This window comes from Tateyamaria omphalii, from assembly GCF_019802125.1.
Taxonomy (GTDB): domain Bacteria; phylum Pseudomonadota; class Alphaproteobacteria; order Rhodobacterales; family Rhodobacteraceae; genus Tateyamaria; species Tateyamaria omphalii_B.
Genome location: NZ_JAHVHT010000004.1, coordinates 234,373 through 249,522, shown reverse-complemented (window position 1 = coordinate 249,522; position 15,150 = coordinate 234,373). Strand labels below are relative to the sequence as shown.

Annotated in this window: 15 protein-coding genes and 1 tRNA gene; 12 read left to right on the top strand and 4 right to left on the bottom strand. The window is 60.3% G+C overall.

Annotated elements, in window-relative coordinates; all coding sequences use genetic code 11:
* The first annotated feature begins 69 nt into the window (after positions 1-69).
* Together KUV51_RS17195 and KUV51_RS17190 are read left to right on the top strand one after the other, a co-directional pair.
* The gene (locus KUV51_RS17195) at positions 70-585 is read left to right on the top strand and encodes a TRAP transporter small permease (RefSeq protein WP_222522673.1); all 516 of its coding nucleotides are present in this window, start codon (positions 70-72) and stop codon (positions 583-585) included.
* 3 nt (positions 586-588) lie between these two features.
* Positions 589-1,860: a TRAP transporter large permease gene (locus KUV51_RS17190; RefSeq protein WP_222522672.1), complete on the top strand. Its 1,272-nt coding sequence runs from the start codon at positions 589-591 to the stop codon at positions 1,858-1,860.
* Between the two features lie 185 nt (positions 1,861-2,045).
* Here KUV51_RS17190 and KUV51_RS17185 read toward each other — a convergent pair.
* The 3 genes from KUV51_RS17185 to KUV51_RS17175 all read right to left on the bottom strand — a co-directional run bounded on the left by KUV51_RS17185 (position 2,046) and on the right by KUV51_RS17175 (position 2,928).
* Positions 2,046-2,122 (bottom strand) — tRNA-Arg (locus KUV51_RS17185).
* Positions 2,123-2,164: 42 nt separating this feature from the next.
* Positions 2,165-2,629 carry a GNAT family N-acetyltransferase gene (locus KUV51_RS17180; RefSeq protein WP_222522671.1) on the bottom strand — a complete coding sequence of 155 codons (465 nt, stop codon included), beginning with the start codon at positions 2,627-2,629 and terminating at the stop codon, positions 2,165-2,167.
* Positions 2,617-2,928, bottom strand: coding sequence for an ETC complex I subunit (locus KUV51_RS17175; protein ID WP_222522670.1), 312 nt, complete (start codon positions 2,926-2,928; stop codon positions 2,617-2,619). Before KUV51_RS17175 ends, KUV51_RS17180 begins: the two co-directional genes overlap by 13 nt.
* Before the next feature lie 98 nt (positions 2,929-3,026).
* Between KUV51_RS17175 and KUV51_RS17170 the strand changes: the two genes are divergently transcribed.
* The 4 genes from KUV51_RS17170 to KUV51_RS17155 all read left to right on the top strand — a co-directional run bounded on the left by KUV51_RS17170 (position 3,027) and on the right by KUV51_RS17155 (position 9,001).
* The gene (locus KUV51_RS17170; RefSeq protein WP_222522669.1) at positions 3,027-4,181 is read left to right on the top strand and encodes an adenylate/guanylate cyclase domain-containing protein; all 1,155 of its coding nucleotides are present in this window, start codon (positions 3,027-3,029) and stop codon (positions 4,179-4,181) included.
* A gap of 54 nt (positions 4,182-4,235) precedes the next feature.
* Positions 4,236-6,440 carry an excinuclease ABC subunit UvrB gene (uvrB, locus tag KUV51_RS17165; RefSeq protein ID WP_222522668.1) on the top strand — a complete coding sequence of 735 codons (2,205 nt, stop codon included), beginning with the start codon at positions 4,236-4,238 and terminating at the stop codon, positions 6,438-6,440.
* A 149-nt stretch (positions 6,441-6,589) separates the two neighbouring features.
* Positions 6,590-7,615, top strand: coding sequence for an AraC family transcriptional regulator (locus KUV51_RS17160; protein ID WP_222522667.1), 1,026 nt, complete (start codon positions 6,590-6,592; stop codon positions 7,613-7,615).
* 180 nt (positions 7,616-7,795) lie between these two features.
* Positions 7,796-9,001, top strand: a complete 1,206-nt coding sequence (locus KUV51_RS17155; protein ID WP_222522666.1) for an acyl-CoA dehydrogenase family protein — start codon at positions 7,796-7,798, stop codon at positions 8,999-9,001.
* An 81-nt stretch (positions 9,002-9,082) separates the two neighbouring features.
* Here KUV51_RS17155 and KUV51_RS17150 read toward each other — a convergent pair whose 3' ends face one another.
* Complete coding sequence (locus KUV51_RS17150) at positions 9,083-10,450, bottom strand: PLP-dependent aminotransferase family protein (RefSeq protein ID WP_222522665.1); 1,368 nt, start codon at positions 10,448-10,450, stop codon at positions 9,083-9,085.
* Between the two features lie 266 nt (positions 10,451-10,716).
* Between KUV51_RS17150 and KUV51_RS17145 the strand changes: the two genes are divergently transcribed.
* The 6 genes from KUV51_RS17145 (at position 10,717) to KUV51_RS17120 (ending at position 15,149) form a co-directional block, all read left to right on the top strand.
* Positions 10,717-11,199: an MSMEG_0572/Sll0783 family nitrogen starvation response protein gene (locus tag KUV51_RS17145; protein WP_222522664.1), complete on the top strand. Its 483-nt coding sequence runs from the start codon at positions 10,717-10,719 to the stop codon at positions 11,197-11,199.
* A 77-nt stretch (positions 11,200-11,276) separates the two neighbouring features.
* Entirely contained in the window at positions 11,277-12,257 is a 981-nt protein-coding gene (locus KUV51_RS17140; protein ID WP_222522663.1) for a Nit6803 family nitrilase, read from the top strand.
* Positions 12,250-13,350: an MSMEG_0568 family radical SAM protein gene (locus KUV51_RS17135; protein WP_222522662.1), complete on the top strand. Its 1,101-nt coding sequence runs from the start codon at positions 12,250-12,252 to the stop codon at positions 13,348-13,350. Before KUV51_RS17140 ends, KUV51_RS17135 begins: the two co-directional genes overlap by 8 nt.
* Positions 13,347-13,895: an MSMEG_0567/Sll0786 family nitrogen starvation N-acetyltransferase gene (locus KUV51_RS17130; RefSeq protein ID WP_222522661.1), complete on the top strand. Its 549-nt coding sequence runs from the start codon at positions 13,347-13,349 to the stop codon at positions 13,893-13,895. The genes KUV51_RS17135 and KUV51_RS17130 overlap by 4 nt, the downstream gene beginning before the upstream one ends.
* A complete protein-coding gene (locus KUV51_RS17125; protein WP_261385887.1) occupies positions 13,895-14,878 on the top strand; it encodes a sll0787 family AIR synthase-like protein in 984 nt (327 codons plus the stop codon). Before KUV51_RS17130 ends, KUV51_RS17125 begins: the two co-directional genes overlap by 1 nt.
* Complete coding sequence (locus KUV51_RS17120) at positions 14,871-15,149, top strand: MSMEG_0570 family nitrogen starvation response protein (protein WP_222522659.1); 279 nt, start codon at positions 14,871-14,873, stop codon at positions 15,147-15,149. Before KUV51_RS17125 ends, KUV51_RS17120 begins: the two co-directional genes overlap by 8 nt.
* Position 15,150 lies beyond the last annotated feature (1 nt).

Below are 15,150 nucleotides of genomic sequence, written 5' to 3'. Positions count from 1 at the left end.
GGACCATAACGTAGAGGCAACCGGGTTCTGAAGGCCCGGCTGCTCCTCTCTCTTTGGGGTACACCTTTCATGCAGGCGCTGACCAAAATCGTTGATGGGCTTTCTGAATTCTTCGGCATCCTTGCCGGTTGGATGTTCTTTGCCATAGGCGTCTTTGTCGCCTACGAAGTGTTCATGCGCTACGCGCTCACGAGCCCGACGGTTTGGGTGGATGAGATTGCGCGGATATTCCAAGTGTGGGGCACATTCGCGGCAACGGCTTATGTGCTGAAGCACCGTCAGCACATCATCATCGATCTGACGTTCCGCGATGTGAACTCCCTGCAGCGCCGGATCGTGGAGACGTTTTCGCTTTTGGTCATCGTTTTCTTCGGGTGCATTGCAGCCAAATACGGATGGGACATTTGGGTCAAATCCACGCTCGCCGGACATACGACCGACAGCTATCTTGCCGTTCCCAAGGCTTACACGCAATCCGCCGTCTGGGTCGGGTTCGGCTTGTTGGCGCTGCAAGCGTTGGTCGAAATTTACAAGGTTTGGACGGGCCAAGCGAACCTGCAGCGTTCCGAGTTAGGGAGCCACTGAGCGATGGAATCCGTCCTGATCATTGGTGCCCTTCTGGGCCTGTTGCTTCTACGTGTCCCGGTTGCTTTTGCCATGGGCGCTCTGGGCGTTGTCCTTCTTTGGTTGAAGGGGTTCCCGCTGATTGCCGTGCCGCAACGCCTATTCGGAACGATGGACAGTTTCGAGCTTTTGGCTGTGCCTCTGTTCCTCTTGATGTCCAATGTTTTGCTCAAGGGGGGCGTCGGACGAGATCTTTTCGCCAGTGTGCAGGCTTGGGTCGGGCATTGGCCCGGCGGCTTGGGCGTGGCGACAATAAAAAGCTGCACACTGTTTTCGGCTATCTCAGGATCATCTGTGGCAACTGCAGCCACTATCGGTACCGTCGCCATCCCCGAAATGGAAAAACGAGGCTACGACCGTCCCTTCATTATGGGCCAGCTTGCCGCTGGCGGGACGTTGGGCATTCTCATCCCACCATCTATCCCGCTCATTATCTATGGCGTTATCACTGAAACATCGATTCCGACGCTGTTCCTTGCAGGGATTGGACCGGGGCTGTTCTTGGCCACGCTCTTCATCATCTACGCGATGATTTATTCGCGCGGCAAAGACGGCCTGAAGGTGGAACGCCTGCCGATGAAGCAGCGCTTACTTGTCACGCTCTACGCGCTTCCAACGGTCGTACTTGCCATCGCAATCATCGGCTCGATCTACGCAGGTATTGCGACCCCATCCGAAAGCGCCGGCGTCGGATTCGTGATCGCCATGCTCATGACCTTCGCCATGGGCCGCATGAATTTCGCCAAACTGCGCGACGCGGTACATGACTCCCTGAAAACGACTGCAATGATTTTCATCATTGTAGCGGGTGCGAAAGTATTCTCCTACGCCATCACGCTCTATCTGATCCCGCAATCGATCAGCAGCTTCCTTACGGAGAACATCTCCAATCCGACCATGTTCATCTTCGCGGTGGGTCTTGTGTTGCTTATCATCGGCTTCTTCCTGGAAGCGTTGTCCATGATGTTGATCATGGTCCCGGTGCTCTTCCCGGCACTCGAGATCATGGGTATTGATCCAATCTGGTTCGGGATTTTCTTCGTCGTCCTGATCGAGACTGCGCTGATCACACCTCCGGTCGGTTTGAACCTGTTCGTGATTCAGGCCGTGGGTAAAGCGCGTCTCGAAGAGGTGATCCAAGGGGCCATTCCGTTCGCGCTCATCATGCTATCTACGGCTGTACTGCTCTGGTTCTGGCAGGACCTGGCGCTTTACATTCCATCCAAGCTACTCTGACGGCCCTGAGCGAACTTTAGTCGTTTGATCTTCTGCCGCGGCGCAGCATAAGAAAGCCGCCGAATAGAGCGCAATCCATTGAGAAAATTGCGACAAACGAGGCGCGGGTTCTGACGTCTGTCAAAGATACTTTTTTGTCTTGGAACCAGACTTTGGATGTCGAATGTCATTTCCGGACAAGCCGGTGGCGATCCCTGAAGGACTCGAACCCTCAACCTGCTGATTAGAAGTCAGCTGCTCTATCCAGTTGAGCTAAGGGACCGCTGCGCCCGTCATGCCGCAGCGCGCGGCGCAGGGCAAGCGTTCAGAGCGTGCGGGTCATGAAAACGCTCAGGGGATCGAGAACATAGTCGCCGAAGGGCGGGCACTCTTCGAAGCCGTGGGCGGCATAGAGGGCACGGGCAGGGGCGAACACCTCTGCCGATCCGGTCTCAAGGCTCAGGCGCGTCAGGCCCTGCGCGCGCGCCTCCGACATCAATGCGGCCAGAACTGCACGGGCCACGCCCCGTCCACGCGCCTCGGCCGCCGTGTGCATGGACTTCAACTCACCATGGCCGGGCGCAATCACGGTCAACGCGCCCACTCCCAGAACTGCATCGCCATCGCGTGCGGCATAGAGCGTCGCGCCCGCCTCCAGCAGAGTGTCCGGCTCCATGACATGGCAGCTTTCGGCGGGGGATTGAGAGCGCATGAGCGCAAAGTGCCGCCCGAGCAGCGCTTGCACATCCGGGGTCGCCGGTGTGTCGGGGGTAACGCTTAGTGCGTCCATGCCCCGCGCCGATTGGTGGCAAAGTTTTCCCCATATCCGCCGGGCCGGATATTGGCCTTGCGCTTGTTGGGCTCTTGTACCTGCGCGTCGATGCCATGTTCCTTGGCATAGTCCAGCGCTGCCTCCTTGGTGTCGAACGACATCTTCACCTGCGCCTGCGTGTCCGAGGACGACGTCCAACCCATCAACGGATCAACCGAGCGGGCCGAGGCCGGTGCAAACTCAAGTACCCAATGCTTGGTCTTGGCATTTCCCGACGACATCGCTGTCTTGGCTGGCTGATAGATACGTGCGCGCATTCCATGGCTCCCGAACTGGCTAAAAAACATATCGGGAATTCCGCCCGGCGCCGCAAGATGCGAATTGTCTCAGAGGTAAATTGGATCATATCAATTTCATGCATGATGCCGCCCCTTTCATCGACTGGATCCTGACCGCCGGACGCCTTCAAGGACCGCAAGCCCTGACGGATGGGCTGGCTCTGAGGCTGCGGGCGGCTGGCATTCCGTTGATGCGGCTGCGGATAGGCATACGCACGACCCATCCGATGATCGCAGCGGTGAGCCATATCTGGGATCCCGGCGGCAACGATGCCGAAGACAAGGCGCAGTTGAGTGCGCCACACGGTATCGAGACACGCGATACATATATCGGCAGCCCGATGGAGATCATTTCGACCACTCAGGCGCCCTATCGTCGGCGCCTTGACGGCACGCTCGGCCCGGACGACCACCTGATCCTGCATGAGCTGAAGGCGCGGGGTGCCACCGACTGGTACGGTCGCCCGATGCTGTTCGCCACCGGCAGTTTTGGCATCATCATCTTTGCGGCCGATGGCGCAGGTTTCAGCGCGGAAGACATCGCCCTGCTCGACACGGTCTCGGACGTTCTGGCACCGGTGGTCGAAGCACAGCGCCACGACCACATGGCGAACGCCATCGCCAAAAGCTACCTTGGGCCCCGAACCGGGCAGCGGGTGCTGGACGGCCAGATCACCCGCGGTGACATCGAACAGATCGAAGCCGCCATCCTTTTCTCCGACATCCGCGGCTGGACCGCCCTTAACGCCACGCAGCCAGCCGAGAAGGCGCTGGATGTCGCCAATCGCTATTTCGAGGTGATGTCGGACGCCATCGACAACAATGGCGGCGAGATTCTGAAGTTCATGGGCGACGGTATCCTTGCGCTCTTTCCCTCGGATGGAGGTGGGACCGGGCGGGTAGAAGCGTGCCGTCAGGCCCTCAGCGCTGCGCACGCCGCCCTCGGCATTGCAGCGCTGGCAGACCTGCCCGTGCCGTTCGGCACCGGCATCCACTATGGCAAGCTGCTTTACGGAAATGTCGGCGCCCGCGAGCGGCTGGATTTCACCGTGCTGGGCCAGTCCGTCAACATCGCCAGCCGGGTCGAAGCCTTCTGCGGCAGGCTGGGTGAACCCATTCTACTGTCGGACACCGTGGCGCAACTCACTGGTATGCCGACCCGGCATGTAGCCACTGAAATCCTCAAGGGAATGGACACGCCCATGCGGCTACACGCTCCTGCCAATTCCTGACAGCAAAGCGTCGCACCCACTTGCGCCCCGACCCCTTTGCGCCAGATTACGTGCATGGCTTACGCACACACCGATTCCTCCGAACCCACCACCTACCTCGCCAACCCGGCAGAGGACGTCCGCACCCGCCTGAAGCTCGAAGGCGGCAAGGCACTGGTGATGAACACCGAGTTCAAACCCGCGGGCGACCAGCCCACCGCGATCAAGGAACTGTCCCAAGGAGTTCTGGACGGCGACCGCGACCAGGTCCTGCTGGGCGCCACCGGCACCGGTAAAACCTACACCATGGCCAAGGTGATCGAGGAAACCCAGCGCCCCGCCATCATCCTCGCGCCCAACAAGACGCTCGCGGCCCAGCTCTACGGCGAATTCAAAGGGTTCTTCCCCGACAACGCTGTCGAATACTTCGTCAGCTACTACGACTATTACCAGCCCGAGGCCTACGTTCCCCGCTCGGACACCTACATCGAGAAAGAATCCCAGATCAACGAACAGATCGACCGCATGCGCCACTCGGCCACGCGGGCGCTGCTGGAACGCGACGACGTGATCATCGTGGCCTCCGTCTCCTGCATCTACGGCATCGGCTCGGTCGAAACCTACGGCGCGATGACCCAGGACCTCAAGGTCGGCAAGGAATACGACCAGCGCCAGGTCATGGCCGACCTTGTCGCCCAGCAATACCGGCGCAACGACCAGGCCTTCCAACGGGGCAGCTTCCGCGTCCGCGGCGACTCCCTCGAAATCTTCCCCGCCCACCTCGAAGACCGGGCATGGAAGTTGTCTTTCTTCGGCGAAGAACTCGAATCCATCACCGAATTTGACCCGCTCACTGGCGAAAAAGCAGCAACGCTCGAACATATCCGCGTCTACGCCAACTCGCACTACGTCACACCCAAACCGACGATGAACCAGGCCATCATCGGCATCAAAAAGGAACTCAAGATCCGGCTCGACCAGCTGGTGGGCGAGGGCAAGCTGCTCGAAGCGCAACGGCTCGAACAGCGCACAAATTTCGATCTGGAAATGCTCGAAGCCACCGGCGTCTGCAACGGGATCGAAAACTACTCGCGCTACCTCACAGGCCGCGCACCGGGCGAACCGCCCCCCACGCTTTTCGAATTCATCCCCGACAACGCCATCGTCTTTGCGGACGAAAGCCACGTCTCCGTCCCCCAGATCGGCGGCATGTACAAAGGCGACTACCGGCGCAAGTTCACGCTGGCCGAACACGGTTTCCGCCTGCCGTCGTGCATGGACAACCGCCCCCTCAAATTCGAGGAATGGGACGCCATGCGCCCCCAATCCGTCTTCGTCTCCGCCACACCGGCAGCATGGGAAATCGAACAGACGGGCGGTGTCTTCACCGAACAGGTGATCCGCCCCACCGGCCTTCTGGACCCCGAGGTTGAAATCCGCCCGGTCGAAATGCAGGTCGACGACCTGCTCGACGAGGTCCGCAAGGTCGCCGCCAACGGCTATCGCACCCTCTGCACCACGCTGACCAAACGCATGGCCGAGGACCTGACGGAATACATGCACGAACAGGGCATCCGCGTCCGCTACATGCACTCCGACATCGACACGCTGGAACGGATCGAAATCCTGCGCGACCTGCGACTGGGCGCCTTCGACGTGCTGATCGGCATCAACCTGCTGCGCGAGGGGCTCGACATCCCCGAATGCGGGCTGGTCGCCATCCTCGATGCGGACAAGGAAGGGTTCCTGCGCTCCGAGACGTCGCTGGTCCAAACCATCGGCCGCGCCGCCCGGAACGCCGATGGCCGCGTCATCATGTACGCCGACAAAGTGACGGGTTCGATGGAACGCGCACTGGCCGAAACCAACCGCCGCCGCGCCAAGCAGATGGCCTATAACGAGGAACACGGCATCACGCCCGAGACGGTGAAAAAGAACGTCGAGGATGTGCTGGCGGGCCTCTACCAGGGCGACACGGACCAAAGCCGCGTCACCGCCAAGATCGACGCACCGATGGCGGGCGGCAACCTGCAGGCGGTGCTCGACGGGCTGCGCGCGGACATGCGCAAGGCGGCCGAGAACCTGGAGTTCGAAGAGGCTGCACGGTTGCGTGACGAGGTCAAACGGCTTGAAACAGTGGACCTGGCGATTGCCGATGATCCGATGGCGCGACAATACGCTGTGGAGAAAGCCGTGGACGACGCGCAGAAGGCGTCCGGTCGGTCAACGGCTGGGCGGGCTGGCCAACGCGGTGGAAACGTGAAGCGGAGGAAGCGGTAGACACCGGTGGCCGATTTGCTGTCGTCGGCCGCGCGCAGGGGTGATCCCCTTGGCAGCCTCGTCGTGTGTCCAAGTCAGACCTTGGCCTTCTCGTGCCCCTTGGCGCGGTCTTCTCCGTTGTGCGGATCGGTGCTACGACATCGAAGAGAATGACACGCGATGCGGCAACACTTTTTTCGACTGTTTCCAGTGAGTTCATTGTGGATTGGCTGGTGGCGTTGCGGTCCTTGTGCACGGATGAACACTTCCTTTCACTGCTGGATCGGTCCGACTTGCCGACGGATCACAACGCGCCACAGGGTCGTGTCACCCTGGACCAGATTGTCTGCCTATATCAGTTGGCCGCCGTGGAAACCGGGGATGAAATGATGGGCCTTTGGTCCCGTCCAATCCGGCCACGGGCCCTGCAGCATCTTTTGACCTCGGTGCGAGAGGCCTCTTCTCTGACTTCCGCGCTCTATCGTTTCTCGACGTTCTGGAACCTGCTTCTTGACGATTACCAGTTCGATCTGGTGCAGACACAGTGCGGGGCAGCGCTGCGGCTTGTTCCGCAGGGGGATGCCGCGGCGCGACCGTTCGGACATATGCTGATCCTGAAGCTGGTTCATGGCCTGCTGTCATGGCTGGCGCGTACGGAGGTGCCGGTGGCTGCGGTTGATTTTGCCTTCGCGCGCCCGTCATTCGAGCAGGACTATGCGCTCATTTTCCCGGCGCCGATCTCCTTTGATGCGTCTGCCACGGCGATCCATTTCGATGGGAGTGTACTTGGGCCCGTGCAGGTGCGCAGTTCCGTTGACCTCGACCGGTTTTTGGAAAACGCGCCGCGCGACTGGATCTTCACCCGGTCTCATGAGCATACGCAGGCGCTTCGCGTGCGTTCCTATCTGCTTGAGGCTGGTTGGGAACAGGCAAATCTCGATGGGACAGCGCGCGCCATGCATATGACGCCCCGCACCCTGATCCGGAAGCTGGCAGCGGATGGCACATCTTTTCAGGACATCAAGGATGCCTTGCGTCGTGATATTGCGATCCGTCGTCTGCAGGTGGATGAGGCCAGCACCGAGGCCATTGCGCAGGATGTTGGGTTCGCCTCTGCCGCCAGCTTTCACAAGGCTTTCCAAAGATGGACGGGGACGACGCCAAGGGCGTATAGGCGACGACAAACAGACAAATGATGTTTTTGTCAGTTTTGGACAATCAACTGTCACTGCGTGAAATGGCGTAATCGCCGCGGTTGCAGGTATTGTGGGATCAATCATCTACCCAAGCTAAAACGTCGTTGCCTTTTTCAAGCCGCTTGCCTCACGCAATTGGCGACATCGGACGTTTGCGCGTTATCTGAAGGATCATCCTCCATGTTGGAAAAACTTGATACTCTGCTTGCTGCGGCCCGTGAACATGCCACCAATGTTGTCGCGCCCAATGTCGACGCTTGGAACGTGGCAGGGACATGGCCCCGGGATGCCTCTGACAAGGCTGGTGCGGTTGGTCTGACCGGTCTTTACGCACCCGAGGAATTTGGTGGCCAGGGCCTTCCGCTGTCCGAAGGCATTCAGGTCTATGAGCAATTGGGACTGGGCGATGGCGCATATGCCTTCGCGCTGTCGATGCACAACATCTGCACTTTTGCGGGCTGCGGGTATGGCACCGATGCGTTCAAGGCGCAGTGGGCGCGCGATCTCACGTCAGGCCGAAAACTGGCGAATTTCGCACTGACCGAGCCGCAATCGGGCTCCGATCCGATGAAGATGTATACCCGTGCCACCATCAATGGCGACGGCACGTGGACCATCAGCGGCGCGAAAGCGTGGGTCAGTCTTGCCGGGGAGGCCGATATCTATTTCACGGTGGTGAAGACCAGCGACGCGCCGGGCCACAAGGACATGGCCATGATCGCCATCCCGGCGGATGCGCCCGGGATCAGCTTTGGCCCAATGTATGACACGCCATCCTACAACTTCCTGCCAATGTCCGAGATGTATCTCGACGAGGTTGTGGTCAGTGAAGACAACATCATTCTTCCCATCGGCCAAGGCTTGCAAGGCTCGCTCATGGCGATTGACATCGCGCGTGTTTCGATTGCCTCGGGCTGCTGCGGTCTGATGCAGGCGGCGCTCGACACCGCGCTGTCCTATTCCAAGAACCGCAAGATGTTCGGCGGCAAGAACCTTGATCTGGATGGCATCCAATGGATGCTGGGCGAGGTCGCAACAGATCTTGAAGCCTCGAAGCTGCTGTATCGCAAGGCGGCAGAAGCGCTTGGCACTCCGGACGGTCCGCTGATGGCCGCCCATGCCAAACGGTTTGTGCCCGATGCCGCCGTGAAGGCCGCCAACACCTGCACACAGGTTCTGGGCGGTATGGGGCTGTTGCAGCCATACGGTCTGGATCGTCTGTCCCGCCTTGCGCAGATGTTGCGGATCGTGGATGGCACCACGGAAATCAGCCGGGTTGTCATCGGGCGGGCCTTGCAAAAGCGCGCGGCAGGTTTGCCCGATCTCCCGGTGCCCAAAGGGTATGGCGAAACGGACGACACCACACACACCATGGCCGCCGAATAGTCTGAGGCGGGCTGATTGGCCCGCCCTTTACCCTGGTTTGGAACTCGTTTTGAAAGCGGTGATGCGTGGGCGTCACCGCTTTTACTCTCGCGACAGGTGCCAGATTTGGTTGTTCAAATGCATCAGGGTTTGCGGCAGCGCGCTCCGGTGCAACCTGCCCCCGAGGCATATGCGGACGAACCGATCCTGACTGCCGACCGTTCTGAATGCGCTTTCTGGGGAGATGCCGATCTCGTGCTTGTGCATGTGGGACATCAGCACGGCGCAGGTCACTTTGTCTGGCAGGCGCAGCCATATGTTGAATGCGTGGGGGTTTGATACGAATTCGGCCTCTGTGATCGCTTCGGCGGCGATGTCCTGTCGGATGGCTGTTTCCTTGCGGATGAAGCGGCGGATCTGATCGGCCGTCCCATCAAGCACCCAGCGCGTCGCCAGTGCTGCAGAGACCGGCGCCGCCATGACCGAGACGGCCCGGATCCCGTTTTCCAGGGCAAAGCCGGCGCGCGCATTGGGTGCGATGGTGTAGGCGAGGCGCAGACCGGCGCCGATGCATTTGGCGAGCCCGCCAATGTACCAGGTCAGGTCGGGCGCGCTTGCGGCCATTGGTGGCGGGGCGTCGGGCAGGACAAAGCCATAGGCGTCATCCTCGATCAGCGGCAGGTCGTTGCGCTTCATCACGTCGGTGATGTCCAGCCGGCGATCCTGCGGCACGATCATGGTGGTCGGGTTGTGGAGTGTCGGGTTCAGATAGAGCGCTTTTGGGCGATGCTGTTTGATCGCAGCCTCAAGTGCGTCGGGCAAGATGCCATCGGCGTCCATGGGCAGCCCGATCAACCGCAGCCCAAGCTGTGCGGCGATCTTCTTGAAACCTGCATAAGTGACATCTTCGCACAGAATGCAGTCACCCGGTTGTGCCAGGATGGTCAAAATCGTCAGCATCGTCGCATGTGCGCCGGGCGTGACCGCGATGCGTTCCAGGTTCGGCACAAGCCCGCGCATGGAGAGCCATATGGAGGCGGCCTCCTTGTCGATGTCTCCGCCGATGGGGTTCTGGTAGCGCAGCAGGTGAACAAGATCGTTCGATACGGCGGACAGACCGCCCCGCATACGTTCTAGCAGTTCGGGGTCCGTTGGTTCTGGCGGCGCATTCATGGTCAGATCGTGGGCCAGCGCCCGGCGTTCGTCGCTGGTGTCGCTGAAGTTGTGTTGCGGCAGAACGAAGGTACCCCGCCCGACATGTGTTTCGATCAACCCGCGGCTGAGCGCTTCGGTATAGCCGCGCGAAACGGTTGTGAAATCCACCCCGATCATGTCCGCGAGCTTGCGTTGTGCCGGAAGCCTGTCGCCGGGCAAGAGCACCCGATCCTTCATGTCTTGCGCGATGCAATCCGCAATCGCGAGATAGCGAGGTTTGCCGGCGTGTTCGATTCGGTGTGCCCAGTTGTCCATGCTGTTTCCGACTTGTTTGCGAGATTGATGGATATTGTATGGATATTTTCCGTACAATGAGAATACGCCTCTGTTCGTGAAATTTGCTTATTTCAGGCATAAATCGCTTAGTTTGAGCCCTAAGGTCACCCGGAATGCTCATGCATTGGGCAAGACCATACAATCAATACAATTACATTGATTGCATAATTGTATGGATCGATAGTGATCCGCTCTCCGCCGCGTCTAGCAAGGGCCAACACCCAAGCGAATGACAGGAGATCGCAATGCCCGAAGTCACAACCCCAGCCCATAAGGACGGTGACTTCTTCGTAAACTACGAAGAAAAAGTGTTTGAAGATGTGCAGGCCGAAGAGGGGCAGAAGGCCCTTGTCACCTTTCACTCCGTCGCCTTCGAAGGTTCCATTGGCCTCGTGAACATCCTTCAGGCCATCCGGCTTCAGCGCAAGGGGTTCGAGACGTCGGTTCTGCTGTACGGACCCGGTGTTTCCCTCGGCGTGCAGCGCGGCTTTCCCACCTTGGGCGACGAGGCGTTCCCCGGTGCGCAGAACTATGCCGCCAACTTGACCAAGTTCATGAATGAAGGCGGCAAGGTCTATGCCTGTCGCTTTGCCTTGCAGATGTTGATGGGACATGGCGAGCCGTCCTTGCTGCCCGGCATCACGCCCATTGCGCCGCAGGATGTTCTGGACCTGAAGCTGCTGCACATCCGCGACGATGCAGTGATCGTTGACACCTGGACGCTGTAAGCGCGCCTGCACCGGGGCGGTGAGATCCGCGCCGCCCCTCACTTCCCCCTTCTTATCCGATGTTCTCAGGAGGCCACATGTCAGACCGTATTGTCCGTGCCGCCGCTGTGCAGATCGCCCCAGATCTGACAGGCCGCGCAGGCACCATTGAGCGCGTTTTGAATGCGATTGCCGAAGCGGCCGAGAAAGGGGCGGAGCTGATCGTCTTTCCCGAGACATTTGTTCCTTACTATCCCTATTTTTCCTTCGTATTGCCGCCGATCCAGCAGGGCCCCGAACATCTGCGTCTTTACCACGAAGCCGTGGTTGTTCCCTCGTCCGAGACACAGGCTGTCGCAGATGCGGCGCAAAAACGGGGCGTGGTCGTGGTGCTTGGCGTGAACGAGCGCGACAATGGTTCGCTGTTCAACACGCAGCTGATCTTTGACGCGGATGGCACGCTTGCGCTGAAGCGGCGGAAAATCACTCCGACCTATCATGAGCGCATGATCTGGGGTCAGGGTGATGGTGCGGGTCTGAAAGTTGTCGAAACCAAGGTCGGGCGCGTCGGCGCCTTGGCCTGTTGGGAGCACTACAACCCTCTGGCCCGCTATGCGCTGATGGCGCAGCATGAAGAGATCCATGTCGGGCATTTCCCGGGCAGCCTTGTCGGGCCCATTTTCGGGGAGCAGATCGAGGTCACCATGCGCCATCACGCGCTGGAAGCCGGTGCCTTTGTGGTCAATTCCACGGGCTGGCTGACCGAGGCGCAGGTCAACGCCATCACCGAGGACCCGAAGCTGCAAAAGGGTCTGCGCGATGGCTGCATGACCTGCATCATCTCGCCCGAAGGCCGCCATGTGGTGCCGCCCTTGACCGAGGGCGAGGGTATCTTGATCGCTGATCTGGATATGAAACTGGTCACCAAGCGCAAGCGGATGATGGACAGCGTCGGCCACTATGCACGGCCCGAACTGCTGCATCTGGTGCATAACGCGCGCGCAGCGCAGCCGGTGCACCGCATTGAAGACCCCCAAGACCCGATCGCAATCACAGAGACGGAGGCCGAAGATGTCTGAAGCCGAGCTTATCAACGAATTGCAGACGCATGGGATGCGGATGGTCGATCCGACCGTCGGCATGGAAAGCCGCCGGGGTGGCGCGGGTCCCACGGATCACAAGGCTGTCACCATTGGCGGATCGACCGTCATGGTGCCGGTCCACACGGCCCCGGCCTTTGACAGCCCCTATGTCGTGCAGGCCCCGGATGCCAATGGCATGGCGGAGGTGACGAAGGCAGGCGTTTCGCTGGGGCGGCTGAAGTTTCCCGGGCGTCCCAGATTTTATGATCTGAAAACTGCGGACGGCATCGAATACCATAAGATCGCGACCCTGCATTCCAGGGACGTTCTGGCGACAACCGTGCTGCAGGAGTGCATACGCTACGCAAGCCGCAAGAAGACCTGCCAGTTCTGCTCGATCGGTCAATCGCTGGCGGCGGGCCGCACCATCGCACACAAGACCCCGGCCCAACTGGCCGAGGTGGCCAAGGCCGCCGTCGAGCTGGACGGCGTGAAGCACATGGTGATGACCACCGGCACACCGGCTGGCAAGGATCGCGGCGCGCAGGTCATGGTCGACAGCGCCGCTGTCATCAAGGCGGTCGTGGACCTGCCCATTCAGGGACAGTGCGAACCGCCGGCGGATGACATCTGGCACGAACGCATGTTTGCAGCCGGGATCGAAAACCTTGGTATGCATCTGGAAGCGGTGACCCCTGACGTGCGCGCGCGCGTCATGCCGGGCAAGGCGCAGGTGAGCCTCGATAAGTACTTCGACAGCTTCAAGGCGGCGGTCAAGGTCTTTGGGCGCGGTCAGGTGTCGACCTACATCATTGCCGGGCTCGGTGACACGCCGGAGGCCATCCTTGAGACCTCGCAAGAGCTTTGCAAGATCGGGGTCTATCCTTTTGTCGTCCCCTTTGTGCCCATCTCCGGCACGCCAATGGAAAGCCATCCCACCCCGAACGCGGATTTCATGGCCAGCATCCTGAAGCCGCTATCGGGCATGATCTTGCGCGCCGGTATGAGTGCCGAAAGCTCGAAAGCGGGCTGCGCGAAATGTGGCGCATGCTCTGCCCTGTCCGTCTACGAAAAGTTGAGGGTGGCATGAGTTTTCAACGCGCAAGCCGCTTTCTGTCCCCGGATTTCATCATTCGTGCCGCGGCCCAGCAATGGGAGTTGGAGGGCGTGCGGCAGTTGCGGCATCAGGTGTTTGTCCGCGAACAGGGTATTTTCGACCGGGACGACCGGGATGCGATTGACGATGTTGCCTTGCCCCTTGTCGCGCTCAGCACGTTTGCCTCGGAAGCCGATCAGGTGGTTGGAACCGTCCGCATCCATGAAGCACATCCGCGCGTCTGGCGCGGGTCGCGCCTTGCCGTTGCGCAAAGTCATCGACGCATGGGCCGCTTGGGGGCAGAGTTGATCCGTCTTGCTGTTTGCACGGCCCATGGGCGCGGGTGCGACCTGTTTCTGGCGCAGGTGCAGATGCAGAATGTGCCGCTGTTCGAGCGTTTGTACTGGGCCTCGCTGCGCGAGATCGAAGTGCACGGCGTGCCGCATATGGAAATGCAGGCCGATCTGGCATTCTACCCGCCCATTCTGGACCCGTTTGCGGGATGGAAGGCGCTGTCTTCCAAACAGAGGGCGGCGTGATGAAACCGCATCTTCCGCTGCGCAAGCTGGTGCAGGAGTTGCGTGAGCATCCGTCCATTCGCGGCAAGCTGGACATTGCGCACAGCACCCGGACCTTGGGGTTGACTACGGACAGTGACGGGCAGCCGGGGGACGATTGCGCCGTGTTGCCCGCCGGGGATGGGTATGACCTGTTTTCTTGCGAGGGGTTCATCAACGCCTTTGTCAAAAACGATCCGTGGTTTGCCGGCTGGTGCGGGGTGATGGTGAACATTTCGGACATCCTGTCGATGGGAGGACGTCCGCGCGCCATTACGAACGCCCTGTGGGCGCCAAATGCCGAGCAGGCGCAACCGGTTCTCGCAGGTATGAAGGCGGCCTCTCTGGCCTATCGGGTTCCGGTCGTGGGCGGGCACACCAACCTGCGCACCGATGAGTTGCAGCTTTCCGTGTCGATCATCGGCCATGCCCGGGCACTGATTTCAAGCTTTGACGCCCGCCCGGGGGATGTGTTGATCTGTGCCGTCGATCTGCGCGGCAGCTATCGCGAGCCATTTGATAACTGGAACGCCGCGCTGACCACGCCCCCCGACAAGCTGCGCGACGCGACTGAGATCCTGCCCTGTCTTGCGGAGGACGGGTTGGTCACCGCGGGCAAGGATATCAGTCAGGGCGGCATTGTCGGCACGGCGTTGATGCTGGCCGAGACCTCTGGTGTGTCCGTCGATATCCAGCTTGAGGCGTTGCCGCGTCCAGCCGGGGTGGACATGACACGTTGGCTGCGCAGCTTTCCCAGCTTTGGCTTCCTGCTGTCTGCCCGGCCCGAACATGCGTCGGCAGTGTGCGCGGCCTTCGCGGCGTCTGGCATCTCTGCCACCGTTTGTGGGGATGTACGCGACGGCAGCGCCGTCCAACTGACTGCCCGCGAAGGCACGGCGCTGTTCTGGGACCACGCGCGCACGCCTTATCTGAACCTTTCAGCAAAAGAGGTCACCCATGCCTGAGACCCGCTTCACCATACGTTGGCCGGATGGCCAGGTGGACAAGTGCTATTCCCCTTCCACTGTCGTGCTGAACTTTCTGGCGGCCGACACGACCTATCCGATGGCAGATTTCGTGATCCGGTGCCGTCAGGCCCTGGAGCAGGCCAGCGCGCGGGTCGAGGCCAAATTCGGTTATCGCTGCACCAGTGCCGAAGCCCAGCTTGCCGAGATCGAGAGCAAGGCCAGTACCTTTTCCACATCGGCAGGTGTGACCTGCCTTTCGATTGCCTGAG